Annotated in this window: 11 protein-coding genes; all 11 read right to left on the bottom strand. The window is 63.1% G+C overall.

The features are described 5' to 3' along the window. Positions 1–21 precede the first annotated feature (21 nt). Positions 22–1,371 (bottom strand): amidohydrolase family protein, encoded by a 1,350-nt coding sequence (locus Q8K99_08645; protein ID MDP2182621.1) that lies wholly within the window; start codon positions 1,369–1,371, stop codon positions 22–24. A gap of 69 nt (positions 1,372–1,440) precedes the next feature. Then, positions 1,441–2,178 carry a bifunctional demethylmenaquinone methyltransferase/2-methoxy-6-polyprenyl-1,4-benzoquinol methylase UbiE gene (gene ubiE / locus Q8K99_08640; GenBank protein ID MDP2182620.1) on the bottom strand — a complete coding sequence of 246 codons (738 nt, stop codon included), beginning with the start codon at positions 2,176–2,178 and terminating at the stop codon, positions 1,441–1,443. Continuing rightward, positions 2,178–3,962: a TIGR04190 family B12-binding domain/radical SAM domain protein gene (locus Q8K99_08635; GenBank protein MDP2182619.1), complete on the bottom strand. Its 1,785-nt coding sequence runs from the start codon at positions 3,960–3,962 to the stop codon at positions 2,178–2,180. The genes ubiE and Q8K99_08635 overlap by 1 nt, the downstream gene beginning before the upstream one ends. Positions 3,963–4,121: 159 nt before the next feature. Next, on the bottom strand, positions 4,122–5,231 hold the full coding sequence (locus Q8K99_08630; protein ID MDP2182618.1) for a cytochrome c3 family protein: 1,110 nt from the start codon (positions 5,229–5,231) through the stop codon (positions 4,122–4,124). Then, positions 5,228–6,175 carry a hypothetical protein gene (locus tag Q8K99_08625; protein MDP2182617.1) on the bottom strand — a complete coding sequence of 316 codons (948 nt, stop codon included), beginning with the start codon at positions 6,173–6,175 and terminating at the stop codon, positions 5,228–5,230. Before Q8K99_08625 ends, Q8K99_08630 begins: the two co-directional genes overlap by 4 nt. 210 nt (positions 6,176–6,385) lie before the next feature. Continuing rightward, positions 6,386–7,291, bottom strand: a complete 906-nt coding sequence (locus Q8K99_08620; GenBank protein ID MDP2182616.1) for a hypothetical protein — start codon at positions 7,289–7,291, stop codon at positions 6,386–6,388. Positions 7,292–7,386: 95 nt separating this feature from the next. Continuing rightward, positions 7,387–8,604 carry a hypothetical protein gene (locus Q8K99_08615; GenBank protein MDP2182615.1) on the bottom strand — a complete coding sequence of 406 codons (1,218 nt, stop codon included), beginning with the start codon at positions 8,602–8,604 and terminating at the stop codon, positions 7,387–7,389. A gap of 17 nt (positions 8,605–8,621) precedes the next feature. Continuing rightward, positions 8,622–9,275: a tetratricopeptide repeat protein gene (locus Q8K99_08610; GenBank protein MDP2182614.1), complete on the bottom strand. Its 654-nt coding sequence runs from the start codon at positions 9,273–9,275 to the stop codon at positions 8,622–8,624. Between the two features lie 63 nt (positions 9,276–9,338). After that, positions 9,339–10,484, bottom strand: a complete 1,146-nt coding sequence (locus Q8K99_08605) for a NapC/NirT family cytochrome c (GenBank protein ID MDP2182613.1) — start codon at positions 10,482–10,484, stop codon at positions 9,339–9,341. Positions 10,485–10,533: 49 nt separating this feature from the next. After that, positions 10,534–11,979, bottom strand: a complete 1,446-nt coding sequence (locus tag Q8K99_08600) for a cytochrome c3 family protein (protein ID MDP2182612.1) — start codon at positions 11,977–11,979, stop codon at positions 10,534–10,536. A 275-nt stretch (positions 11,980–12,254) separates the two neighbouring features. Beyond that, on the bottom strand, positions 12,255–14,304 hold a 2,050-nt coding region (locus tag Q8K99_08595), incomplete at its 5' end, for a discoidin domain-containing protein (protein MDP2182611.1).

The raw sequence follows: 14,304 nt of genomic DNA, 5'->3' as shown, positions 1-14,304 counted from the left end.
TACCCTGCCCGTCTCCCGCATCTACCCGCGGAGCTTGATCCGGAGCTCGTCAGCGCGCGCGCCCAGGCGCTCCGGATCGAGCGTGCTCCACACGCCCCGGTTGTAGCGAACCCTCCCCGCAACCATCGTGAACAGGATGTTCTCCTGATTCGCCGTGTGCACGAGCGTGCTGTCCGGTTGCTGGGTAGGTATCTGGTGGCTGTGTGACATGTCGACCGCGATGATGTCGGCTTGCTTTCCGGGTTCCAGGGATCCCACCCGGTCGTCGATGCGCAGAGCGCGGGCGGCATCAAGAGTGGCGAGCTTGACGAATTGGTGCGCGACGAAGAACTCCTCGTGGCCTGCTACAGCCCTCTGGAACAGCAGTCCGATGCGCATCTCGTCGAACATGTCCATCGTGTTGATCGAAGCCGGCGAGTCGGTGCCGATGCCCACGCGGATACCCTTGCGCAGGAACTTGCCAAGGGGCGCCATCCCCATGCCGAGCTTGGCGTTGCAGCGGGGGCAGTGCGCTATCGCGACATCGCGATCGGCCAGGACTTCTATGTCGGCGTCGTCGACCTGGGTGCAGTGCACGGCAAGAACGTTGGGAGCATCCAAGAGGTCCCACTGGAGCACGTAGCGAACCGGGCTGACGCCCGTTGGCAGCCATCCGGCCTGGTCGTCGCCGTATAGAGCCCGGAAGTCGACCGCCAACCTGGAGCTGCCGTACTTCACGAAGTCGTACTCGTCCTTCGAGCCCGCCAGGTGAGTCGAGATCGGCATGTCTTCGGCGGTGGCCATCTCCGCCACGCGCGAGAACAGCTCCGGATGACAGCTGTACGGAGAGTGCGGCGCCAGACCGACCGTCAGAAGCCCTTCGGTGTCGAGGTCGCGCCAGGCGGCCAGGTCCTCGGAGGCTTCCTGCATGACCTGTGGAACGCGCGCCTTCTCCATTGTCGAGACCTCGCGGTAGACGAAGGAGCGGATGCCCGCGGCAGTCACCGCTCGCGCAGATGCCCCTGAGTCGCTGACGTCAGCGACGGTCGTGATGCCGGACTGGAGTGTTTCGAGTGCCCCGAGCAGCGCGCCGTCATCCCAGTCCTGCATGTCCAGACGCTGTTCGAGACTCATGAGCTGGAGCTTCCATTGCGAGTAGGGAAGATCATCGACGAGCCCGCGCATCGCGGAGAACTCCAGGTGGGTGTGAAGGTCGACGAAGCCCGGCATCAGCGCGGCGAGACCGAAGTCAACGACCTCCTCCTCTGGATGAGATGCAAGAACGGCGTCGGCTTCTCCGACTTCTACGATCTCGTCACCGCGAACAAGAACGGCTCCATGCTCGATGTGCGGTGTCGCGACTGGAAGCACATAGCGTGCGGTCAGAAGCATCGTGTTCCTCCTGGAAACGGTGGAGAGCCTATCTTACCGCAGCTTGCACGATTGAGGTCCGCGAGCGCCCTACTTCACAGCAGTGTGCACGGCCACGATGCCCCCGGTGAGGTTCTTCCATGTGATGGCCGAGAAACCAGCAGCTCGCAGCTCTGCCGCGAGTGACGCCTGGTTCGGGAAACGCAGAATCGAATCGTTCAGGTACTGGAAGGAGCCGCGATCTCTGGTGAGCACCGCACCCAGGGTCGGGATGACGGTTCGGAGGTAGAAATGGTACAGGAGTCGCCAAGGCCAAAGTGGCGGCCGGGAGAACTCCAGGACTACGTATCGCCCGCCGGGCTTGAGTACGCGCATGACCTCACGGAAGTTCGCGGCGCGATCGGGAAGGTTGCGCACGCCAAAGGCGACGGTAACGGCGTCGAATGACTCATCCGGAAATGGCAGCTCCTGGGCATCAACAACCGAGAACGTGAGCTTCGTCGGGCCGGTGTAGCGTTTGGCCTTCCCTTCGGCAACCGCAAGCATCTCGGAAACGAAGTCCGTGCACACTACCTCTGCCGGTTCCGCCCGCTCCGCGAGCTCGAAGGTCAAGTCCCCGGTCCCCGCGCATATGTCGAGCACGCGGCAGTCATGACCGAGGTGGGCGGCCTCGACGGCCGTCTTCCGCCACGACCGGTCCACGCCCAGGCTGGAGAGCCGGTTGAAGAGGTCGTAGCTGTCGGCGATGCCGGAGAAGATCCCATGCACGCGCTCGGTTGTCGCTTCGCCGGGAGCCGGAGTTTTCGGCTCCTCGCCGGACTCGGTCATCAGGCCTCCGAGGTCTCGCCAGTCGGCTGCAGGACCGCCACGGGCCGCCGCAGTCTCAACAGGTTAGCGAGTTCCTCATGCAGCCACAACAGAACGACGTTCCAGACATTCCAGGGGCTCACGTGCGCGGGCCAGTTGAGCTCGGACTTCTCGCACACCGTGGATTCCGAGAGGCGGTCTATCTCGGTCTTCAGAGCAGCCAGCTTGCGGTCTCGTGCCGGCGATTCCTCGGCCAAGATGGCATCGATCCGGGCCATGGCGGCGCGCGCCTGCGATATTCGCTCCTCGGTCCGGGCTGCAACCTGCGGCTCTATGATGCCAAGCTTGCCTTTGAGGCGGTTCAGGCGCATGCCGACCTCGTAGGTCGTCTCCACCATCTCGGCCCTTGAGAGCGTCTCACTCTCGTAGTTCATGATGTAGCGCCATGACGGCTGCACGAGCAGCTGACGGTGCTCCTCGAGAGTGTCGGCGAGTAGCCGGTAGCCGTACTTCTCGGGGTTGTCGTAGACCATCGAGCCCGGATCGAGAAACGGAGCCATAGGCGAGGAGAAGCACAGCAGCCGCGGATCGTTGCCGACCTTTGAATAGAGCGACTCGATGTAGTCGGGCGTCTCGAGAACCGACTCGGGGGTCTGAGTCGGGATGCCCGTCATGAAGTACAGGTCGAACCGGCTGCACCCGTTGCGCAGCGCCGCGGCGACGGTCTCGTCGACCTGGGCAGTCGTGTAGTGATGCTTGCCAAAGGCAGCGCGCACGGCGTCGTCGTGGCTTTCGACCGATATCTCGACCGAGTAGTCGCGCAAGTGCTCGTTCAGGAACTCGTAGAACTCCTCGTGCGGGGGCTTGAAGAACTCGAACCCGATAGGGTTACGCAGCTTGATCTTGGACAGTCCGCGAATGAACGCGGCCGTGTAGTCCCGGCCCGCCTGAAGGAAGTCGTTGAGCACGAAGATCGGACCCGGGATGTAGCGCTGGATGTGCTCTATGTCGCGCACCAGCAACTCCGGGTCGCGGAAGGCCACCTTCTCGCGACCGAAGTGGTTGCGAAACGCATACGCGCTTCCGCCGCAGGTCACGCAGTTGTGCGTGCAGCCGCGGCAGGTCAGGGACGCGCAGACGGGGTACTGCAGCCAATCGCGAAACGGAACGAAGCCCATCATGTCGTGATAGCGGATGACGGCCTTCATGTTGAAAGAGTAGTCGAGCGAGATGTCGTTCATGTCGTCCGGCACCCAGCTGAACGGCGTCGAGACCACTGAACCGTCGCGCGTGGTGTAGGTCAGGTTGGGGATGTCGTCGACGCGCCCCTTCCCCTTCAGCGCGAACATGAGCCGGGCCATCGGGTACTCGGTCGAGTCACCTCGTACGACATAGTCGACGCAGTCGTAGGACGCGAGTTCCTCATGAAAATGCGATGCCGAAAGCCCGCCAAAGATCACCGGGGTGTCCGGATGGAGCTTCTTGACGATCTTGGCGACCTCGATCGACCCGTGAGCGTGCGGCAGCCAATGCAGGTCGATCCCGAACGCCACCGGGTTCATGTCGCGAATAGCCGCTTCGACGTCATAATCGGGCCGGTTGAGCATCAACACGGCGAGATTCACGATGCGGACGCGCAAACCGTGCCGTTCCATGTATTCGGCGATCGTCGTGAAGCCGAGCGGATACATCTCGAAGATCGGTGTCGACGGCACCATGTCCGAAACGGGTCCGAACATGATCGAAGTCTCGCGGAAATCATAGACGCTAGGAGCGTGTAGCAGGACAAGATCGACGCGCGACATAGACCCAGGCACTCTCTGTCGACGTGGGGTCCCATGGGATGCGGCGCAGGCAGAACCGCGGGTCCACGGCTGAATGGAGGTCAGTGTACCACGCACGCCTGAAGCCTTACCGTGATGCGCCTCATCCTGACGCAGGCTGAACGGCCAGGGCGCCACGACCTACTTGTGGCAGAGCGCGCAGAAGTCCTTCGATCTGTGGTGACACGCAATGCACGATGCCCGCCCTACCGCGTTCGCCTGCGATCCATGCTCCGCGCGCCAGGACGCTCCACCGTGCGCCTCGCCGAACTGATGGCACCTGTTGCAGAACCCCTTGATGTCGTGGCACTTCGTGCATAGGCGCTGCTTCTCGAAGCCCGCCTGCTTGGCGTGGGCGCCCGTCGTAGCGAACTGCCGCGGGTGAGGCATCTCGAGACCGTGGCAGTCGTTGCACGTCTTGATGGAGTGGCACCCCCGACAGTCCGTCGGTGGGCCGAGTTCGACCTTCGGAAAACGCTCCGGGGGCGTTCCGGAGATTCGCGAGACATCCGTGACGTGACAGACGGTGCACGTCGCGTCCGCCTTCTTCCCGTCGTGGCAGTCCAGGCACAGGGCCATCCGCGAGCCCTTGCGAGGAAAGCGCACGGCGTGCCCGGCCTGATTGTGGCAGTCGGTGCACTCGTAGCCGGCGTCGTACGGCTCGGCGTGGCTCATCTTGAGGTCCGTAGTCTCGACAAGCTCGCCAAGGACATCCTCGTGACATCTCAAACACGCCGCGCCCACCACCGACGCACGGCGAGTCGACTTGGCCGGGTCGACTGGAGAGCGTACCCAGCGCACATACTCCATTCGCGCCACTAGACCGTTGGCGATAGTTCCCCCGCCATGGCAGTCCCAACACTCCGCGCCTGCATGCGCGCCTTCGCTCCACGAGGTCGATACGTCCGCGCTCGAGGCGTGGCAACTCAAGCACGCGCCCGTGCGCACGATCTGCACGTACCCGATCCCGAGGCCGACCGCCACGGAAGCAAGGATGCCGAGGGCCACGATATCGCGCCGGTGACGGAGTCCTCGCAAGTCCTCCGGGCTTCTCTCAGCAGGAATCAGTGGAGCGTGCTCGGTCCTGGCCGGACGCATGATCACAGCGAGCGCAAGAAGCACGAGAATCAGCAGTACGATGGTCAGCGCAGCGAGCAGGAGCACGGCGGCAGTGAGGTTGGCCGTCGGATCTCGCACCACGTTGACGACGGTGTTCAGAAGGTCGTTAAGCCCGAAGCCCTGGAGGTTCACCGCGCACCCTCCTTGCCCCGAATGTTGCCCGGATGCGTGTGCGCCACGTGGCAGGCCGTGCAGTCCTCCCGTAAGTGGCAGCGGGTACACAACGGATCTTCGTATCCGTCGGTGTGCTTGGGGTGGGTCGGGAGCCAGTCAGCCGGGTGCGGCATGTCCATCCCATGGCAGCTGTCGCAGAATGCGTTCTGGTGGCACGGCGTGCACGTGGCGCGGGCCTTGTCCACGCCCTTTCCGTGGAGCGATGGCCAGCGATCGGGATGTGGCATGTCCACGTGACACCCCGTGCACGAATCGCTTTCGAAGTGGCAATAGCGGCACGTGCTGAGATCCCCCGCACCATGGGTCTTCTCCCATTCCATGCCGTGGGTGACCTTCCACGGGGTAGGTAGCCCGGCGTCCTCGCGGCGGCCGACGTGACACAGCGAGCAGCCTTCGGTTCGGTTGATCGAGACGTGGCAGACCAGGCACTCGTCCATGGTCACGACGCGCGGCGGACCGCCGAGTGCTTCGTGTAGCGACCCTCCGTGACAGCCGGCGCACGATTCGTGCGGCCCAACGCACGTCCGGTGGTCCATCCTCAGACCATTTCCCTCGGACACACGTGTGAGCACGTCCTTGTGACAGTCCAGGCAGGCCCCCTGCCGTACCGGACCAACCGCCGAGGAGCCAACACCTGGCACCGATGCGCTGATCCCGTGCACGCCCAGGCTGACCCGGCCCGTTGCGCCGTACGAGTGGCAGCGCGCGCAGGCAACGGCCGCATGCGCGCTGGAGGATTCCTCGGTGACCTGGGCGGGCTCGCGGTGGCACCACGAGCACCCGGCACCGGTTGCCCCGCCGATACCGACGGAAACGAGGACGACGAGCACAAGGGCCAGGACGCCGACAAGCGCGTATGCAGCCACCGTCAACCGGCGGCGCCGGGGCGATGACAGACTCATGCTGTTGGGCTCCCCGTCCGGGAGCTCTTCGTGTTGGCGGTCCTCCACCACGACCGTCCCGTGAGGATTGGCGAACGGATTGACGCGTCGAGCGATTCTATCACTCCCGAGCGGCCGGAGATTCGGCACGAACGGAGTGCGCAACAGGCCACAAGGAGTGGGGCCCCTCGCAAGGAGGGGCCCCACAGATGCGACATATCAGAGCAAGACCTAGTAGATGCTGCCGATGATGCCGCTGTGACACGCAAGGCAGTTGGCGTCCATGGTAGCGCGGGTAACAGGAGTACCCACACCCGGACCGCCGCCAGCCGACGTCCACTCCATCAGACCCTCACCACGGCTGTTGTGGGGCCAGACGTAGTCGTCGCCCGTAATGCCATCAGGATTATGGCAATCCGAACAGTCGTCCGAGTCGACGGTTGCCAGCTCGATGTTGCCGCGAGTGGAAAGGACTGCACCGCGGGTACCCATGTAGTGCGATATGCCGTCGATGACCGTCACCAGGTTGGCCGTGTGGCAGGAATCGCACCACTCGTTGATGTTGGTCGCATTAGCTCCCCCACCCGGAGCCCTTTTGAGGATCGCGGCGGTCGGCAGCTGAAGTGCGGTCAGACCGTTGACGCTGCCGCCAAACTGAGCGGTGGTGAGCGTGCGCGCACCGTGGACCGAGTGGCAGTCGAAGCAGTCAAGTGTCGCCCCGATAACCGTGTCGACGCCGTTGGTGAGATCGTCCGGCACCTCACCGGTATACGCGTCGATCTCGTGCCCGTTCAGGTCGTTGATCTTGTTCACGCCGCCAACGACATAGACGATGTACGGGCTTCCGGCCTTGCCACCGTTGGCATGACAGTAGTCGCACGCAGACGCGGCGTTGTTGCCGCGCAGCAACTTGTACGTGCTACCAGCGGTACCGGCCTGGTGGGGGCTGTGACAAATCTCGCACTCGTCGTTCGTCGTGGCATAGCTGCCGTGCGGCGAATCGGGCGACGCACCAGTGGTCACCGGGTCACGGTAGGTCGGGCCGGGTGGGTTCCAGCTGTCCGGGTTGGCAACAGCCACGCCGGCAAACGCCATCACGAAAACGAACACGAGGGCCAAGAACAGAAATTTCCTCATGCAGTTCACCTCCTCCGCGTTGATGTACTCATGGCTATTATCGGCGCTCACGCGCCGAGCAATGAGTCCTTGCCGAAGGCGCTTTCCCCGCGCCTTTAGCTTCCATCAGAATTGTACCCGTCTCTCCGGGCACGTGCAACACGATCTGACACAAATACGAGGATGATTATGAGAAGAATCAGGGCCAGCGGGATACCGCATACTGTGAGCGGGCTGAACCACGATTGCCACTCGCCCACGCGGCGCGGCCCGGCAAGGCGGTCGAGAAGAGACTCTGAACCCAGGTATACGATCTGCACGCGGTCGTTGAACGTGTCCGTGACCGCGAGGGTCAGACCCGTGGAGTCCAGCGCCAGCTGCTTGGGCTGCAGTAGTTGCCCGTCTTCCTGCCCACGCTCGCCAAGGGTCCTGAGCACCTTGCCGGTCTTGGGATCGACGACGGCCACGCGGCTGCGAAGGCCCTCGAGAACATAGAGGTTCCCGTCTCCCGCAAGCCGCACATCGGCTGCGAAGTCGAACAGGCGCTCGCGTTCGTTCATACTCGTCGGCACAGTACCTGCAACCCAGACTACTTTGCCGGCCTTGTCGAGCTTCTGCACACGGTTCAGCGGGCCGTCCGCCACGTAGATACTTCCATCGGCGTCGACGTCGAGACCGGATATGCGATCGAACTGGCCTTCCTTGCGTCCGAACTCACCGAAGCGATCGATCAAGTCGCCTTCCAGTGAGAAGACTGCCACCGATCCCTGTTCGCCCACGTACAGGGCGTCGTCCACTACTCGGACGGTCTGTGGGTGACGCGCCGGAATCTCCCTCAAGCGCTCCCCGAGCGCGTTCCACACCTGCACACGTGAGTTGCGGTTGTCCGCAGAGTAGATGTTTCCCTGCGAATCAACCGCCAGGGACCACGAACCACCGATTTGCCCGGGCTCGCTGCCGAACTCCCCGAACACGAGGTCCGGAACGTTATCTCCCTTCTTGAAGACCAGGATACGCGGACGCACGTTGTAGTCGCTGACTACCAGTTCGTCGTTCGGGCCGTATGCAGCTCCCTGGGGCTTTAGCAGCTGGTCGGACGGTCCTGCTCCCCACGACGTTATGGACGTCTTGAAGGTCCACCCCTCCTCGGCAGGAGGCTGATCGACGGACTGGATGGGGCGGGCGAGGTAGAAGAACACCGACATCGTGCCGCAGAGGATCAGAAGCAGCAGAACGACAACAGCAAGGAGGGCGCGACGCTGCCTGTTGAGACGCTTGTCCTCGTCGGCGGCACGATCCTGTTCGATGGTCCCTATTCCGTCGAAATCCGACACGCTGTGCTCCTTCATGGTCACTTGGCGGTGTCCGCAGCTTCGACGCCGGCTTTGGCGAGCGCTTCATCGATGCCCGGATACTCCGCCACCTGCGATTTGACGATCTTGAACTGCTCGGCGGCTTCCTTGGTCTTGCCCAGGTCGAGAAGCACCTGGCCGAGAGCGAAACGGGAATCTGCGTCGGCGGACTCAAGTTCGACTGCCCGCTCGAGTGCCTTGCGCGCCTCGGTGAGGTTTCCGAGGGCTTCGTAGCTCTTCCCCAGGACGAAGTAGGCCGGCGCTGCCCGATCGTAGAGCTTGATCGCGTCCTTGGCGGCAGCAATCGCCTCCTCGTGCATTTCGTAGCGACCGTACAGCAAGGCGAGATTCGTCCTTATGCGAGGGTTGTCGGGTGCGAGTTTCACGGCCGTCTTCATTTCATCGATGGCCGAGCTCTGCCGTCCCATGCGGACGTAGACGAACGACATGTCCTCGTGCGCGATGGGGTCCTGCGGCTTGGACTGCACCGCCGCGCGCGCCGCTACGAGGTCGGATTCGAGTTGGGTCCGTGGAGCCCGCGCGGCAAGCAGGTACCAGGCGCCGGCCGCAACGGTCACGAGCACGATGATGATCAGGACGCTCGCAGCAAAGAACAGGCGCCGCACCTGGCGTTCGCGCGGGTCAGTAGACATGGCAGGGCCTTTCGGTATTCATGACACGGAAGAGGATACCGGACGCTATCACGGCGAACCCTCCTACTGGATGGACCTGACGTGGCATTCGGCGCAGTATGTCGGATTGTGGCAATCGAAGCAAGACTGGGCGCCCTTCTCTCGCACGACTACGAAGTGCTGGCTGATCCACGACCTGAGCGGGTCTTTCTCGGGGTGGTGGCAGGAATTGCAGAACTCGAGACCCTGCGTGCTCTCTCCGCCGGTCGCATGACAGTTCGCACAGACTTTGGGCTTGCTCTTGCCCAATCCGCCGTGGCCCTCTTTGAAGTCCGTCGGGTGTGGCATGGGGAGCCCATGGCAATTCGTACAGAACTCCTTGGCGTGGCAGGTCTCGCAGTAGAAGATGCTCGAGACAGTGGGCAGCTCACCTTCCTCGTGCGCAACGGGTGCCGCCGTTGGTTCGGCCGTGGCCGTGGGTTCGCCGGTTGCGGCAAGGGCCGCGTTCGCAAGCTTCGTGTGACCTTCGGATTCGCCGCCAAGCTGGTAGAAGCCAGGCTCGAAGTGGTTCGCCGGCTTGAGTTCGAAGTCGGCCGAGTGACACGCCAAGCACGCACCCGGCGCCCGGGCGTCCTTCTCGAGGCTGTGGCAGCGGAAGCAGGCTGTCATCTCCATGAAGTCGTCGTGCTTGCGGCTGGGCTCGCCCGTCTTGGGGTCAGTGAGTTCGAGATCGAAGTCCTCGCGATGCGCGACGCGGTTGTGGCAGATGGTGCACGTGACCTCGTTCTCGGCGTGAACGGCGTGGTCGATGATGATCCCGGCCGAGGGCGTAGCGACGCGATCTTCCTTGTGGCACTGCGTACACTGCGCCGAGGGCATCTCGAGCGCCACGGCCGACTCCCCGTTGAGCGGGAGCTCGTAGCCGCCAGTCACCGTGAGATACAGCTCACCGAGCGCCGTGGCCTTGTGGAGCAGGAACGTCACCGGCCCCGAATTCGCGGGCATGTGGCAGGACATGCACGATATCTCCGAGTGGGACGAGCGATTGTATGCGGTGATCGTGTCGTCCTGCACCTTGTGGCAACCGTTGGCGCAGAACCAGTAGGTCGAGGTCACCCCGAGCGCGACAACAACAACCGCCGCGAGCACGAGCACGCTGACGCCTGTCCAGATGACGTAGCGGGAACGTCTGGCCGGATCCTTCCAACCATCGAACGAGATGCGGGTCACGCGGGGTCACACCCTTCGTGGGGTACACGTGCAAGATGGTCGCTGCAGATCAGAATGTCTTCCCGACTCCCTTGTGACATGCGAGACACAGATTGTCGTGGCCATACCCTTTCACGCCGTACGGGAGCTGGATCATCTTTGGATACAGCGTTCCGTGCGGATCATGGCACGTTGACACGCATGTCATTCGCTTGCGTGCGTAGGTGTCGTAGTAGAGGTCGGGGCGGTACGGGTGGTTGTTCTTGTTGCGAGCCCACGGATGACAGTTGAAACAGAGTTCCGGATGCGGCTCCTGGAGTATGGGAGCGAACTCCGAGCCGTGGGGCGTATGGCACTCGATACACAGTGTATCCACGTGCGCGGATTTCTCATAGGTCGCCTTGATCGCCACGGCGTGACAGACGTAGCACAGCTTGTTGTCCTCGGCGATGAGCAGCGCCTTGTAGTCAGCCGCGTGCGGGTTGTGGCAGTCGGCGCAGTTGAGCTTGAGTGTGTCGACCGGATGATGGCTCTTCTTGAGGAAGTCGTTCCGTATCCCCGGATGGCACATGTAGCAGAGACCGGGTTGGTTCGCGATGAGCAACGGAATGTAGTCCGAGCCATGCGGCTCGTGGCATCCCGTGCAGTTGTCGTAGAGGAACGGGTTGTGCTGCACGGCCTTGAGGCTGAGCAGCGCGACCGTCGGGTGGCAGCGGAAGCACAGCTCTCTCTGCCGCGCCACGAGAATCCCGCGCCAGTCCGAAGCGTGGGGATCGTGGCAGTTCGTGCAGAACCTGCCTTCGACAGGTGGGTGCACCTGCTTGCGAGCGAGCTCGGGGCCTATCGGGTGACAGGTGACGCACAAGTCGCGCTCATCTTGATTGAGCAAAGCCCGGAAGTCCGAGGCATGCGGGTCGTGGCAGTCCGTGCAGAAGCCGCCCGAGAACGGCGCGTGCTGGTAGGACATCGAGAGCTTCGGACCCAGATCACCATGGCAGATCCAGCACAGCTCGGTCTCGGGTGCGACGAGATGGGACTCGGAGTCCTTGAGCTGCTCGGTCTGCTTCCCGATGACCTCGCCGCCCGAATCCGTGTCCGTCACTCCGGCGACACTGTCGTATGCGCTGATGATCCATTTCAGCGGCAACCATTCGATGAGCGTGCGGGCGCGCTTCCACGTGCGGGACGCCCCCGCGAGCGTCGTACGCTCGACCTCCTTGCCGTGCGGAGTGTGACAAACCGTGCACTGCTTGAGCATGAACGGGTTGTGCACCGCGGACTTGGAGAAGTCAGGGATGAGCTCCGTATGGCACTGGAGGCATTCGAGGTTGCGGGTAACGAAGCGCGCCCGGTTGGGTTCGCGCGCGACCCAGACGTCGAGAATCGACGTTATCCCGCAGAGCAGAAGCAGGAGCAACAGAAGCAGCGTTCGCTTGGAGCGCCGCTTGCGGCCGCCTTGCGCATCATCGCCGATGATTGCTTCGATGTCGTCGATGACGACCTCCGGATCGGTCAAGACCGGGCTCCTCCTGGGTCCAGCACAAAGCGCCGTCCGCCTCAATTCCTCGCTTCGCGGACGCGGAGGACGCCGCATTCAGTCTATCATGCGGCAGCCGCTCGTTGAAGCAGCATTAAGACAAGAACAGCGGCTTCGGACGAGCCGAAACGGAAGCCCGAGATGCCACGGAGTCGGCGAGAGAACCCTGCAAACGTCACGTGGGGCCGACAACTGCTGCCGACCCCACGTTCGTGCAAGAGGCAGGGAAGCCCTCCTACCGTTGACCTATCGCCCTACTTGAAGACCCGCAGCTCCGCGATACCATATCCGGTGTCGCGATCGTTGCCGGTCCGACGGCACTCAACTCTCACATACCGCGCCATACGCGAGCTGAACGTGACGGTCTTCGTGCCGCTCGAGCCCGAACTCGTCTCGTAGACCTTCACCCAAGTGGAACCGTCCGTCGAGGTGTGGACGCGGAACTCCTTGGCAAAGTAGTCGCCGAACCACTGGATCTCGGCGCTCGAGACGCTCAGGCTAGAACCAAGATCGACCCGCAGCCATTCGGTGTCGTCCTTCTTGCCGTCGCGCCTGGACCACCAGTACGTTGCCGAGTCACCATCTCCGGCCTTGTTCGGGGCGTAGGTCGAGCTCTCGAAGCGTGAAGCTGTGAACGTCTTGCCGAGGGCAAGATTCCCACCGGAAGCACTCGTAGTCAGAGCAACGTTGGCGGTAGTCGTCTGGCCGACGTTCACCGTGATGCTCTGCGTCTTCGTAGCGTAGCCGCTCTTGCTGACGGTCATGGTGTACGTGCCCGCAATGACGTTCGTGAGCGTGTACATGCCATCGCTGCCGCTTGTGCCCGTGGCTCCGCTAGAGAGCGACACGCTTGCTCCGGACAGGTTCGCACCGGTGGCTGCATCCGTGATGCGCCCGGTCACAGTGCCCGTCGTGGGAGGAGGAGTCCCGGTGCCGGAATTCGGCCAGATGGGACTGACCGTCTTCTCGTGGTCGTCGCAACCCGCGTAGCAGTCACTCTCGTTCCAACCCGACGAGTACGAGTAGTTCTTGAGCTTCATGGCAATCAGTCCGCCGGACCGGGCCTTGTAGGGAGCCGGGTCGGTCGTGTAGCCGATAAGCCGTGGGCGGCCCCAGCCGTGCGGGATGCTCACGTGGCAGGAATTGCAGTAGTCGCCCGCGTGATGGCCGTCGTTGTGGACGCCATTTGAGCTGCCCAGGTTCGTATGGCACTTGGCACAGATGATCGTCGACGGGTTCATGCCATTGCCTGAGCGCGTGAGCTTTGAACTCGTCCAAACAGTGGGATAAGCAGGGTCGATGTTCACCTTCATCGCAGCGCCGTGCGGTCCGTCTGCGCCGCTGTATGTGTGGCAAGAGTCGCACGTGACCATCGAGTTGATCGCGTAGCCCGTCTTGAGGAAACTACTCGCAGGCGGGAGCGACCAGGTGTACGTCCCGCCATTCACGTAGAAGGTCGACCGCATGCCGGGCAGGTCAGCGCTCACCCTGTGCATCGACGCATTGCCGGGAGCGAATTCGTAGGCCTGGCGCTGGTTGTGCGGCGAGGTCGGATGGCAAGTGAGGCACTTTCGGTCGCGGTTCGCGATTGCGCTCTTCACGAGCGTGTTCGTGGACTTGTGGCACGTGTCGCAGGTCATCCCGAGCTTGATGTGCTCATCATCCAGGTACATGAAGTGACAGCCCTTGCACCCTGTCGGGTTGTAGGTCGCTGCATTGTGTGACTCGTGGTGTCCCGGAGTGGCGGTCGGATGACATCCGGCAGCTCCGCAGTCGGTCGTCGTGGCAGGCGAGGTCGCGCTCTTGTGGCACGCGCTGCACCCGCCATCCGCCAGAGCGCTGTGTATTGCTGCCACATCGGTGACGACGTGGCATCCGCTTCCGGCGCAGTCGGTGCGCGTGGATCGGTGTTTGTTCTGCTGCTGTCCGTGCTTCGTCGGATGGCACTTCTCACAGCTCTTGTCCCAAGGTGCCGTGAAGGCGTCCACGTAGGTCTCGTGGCACTGGACGCATGAGACCGGCCCTGCCGAGGACTTGAAGTGCTCTGTCTTGAGGTCGAGGCTGTGACAGTTGCTGCAGCCCGAAGCGGTGACCGCCAGATGCGGTGCGGTCGGGTAGTGCTTCGTGTCGACCGGCGAGTAGGCGTGGCAGTTCGTGCACTGGGTCGTCGCGGGCAGCGTGCGCCCGTCGTGGCAGACCACGCACGAGGCGGCCTGGGTCGCGCCGTGGATGGTGCGGACGTCGGCCGTCTCGTGGCAGTCGACGCACTCCTGGCTTGCCGGAGCGGTGTGGATCGTCGTGATG

Source organism: Actinomycetota bacterium (assembly GCA_030682655.1).
GTDB lineage: Bacteria > Actinomycetota > Coriobacteriia > Anaerosomatales > JAUXNU01 > JAUXNU01.
Note: the sequence above shows the minus strand (reverse complement) of the source record. Positions and strands in the feature narration are given on the sequence as shown.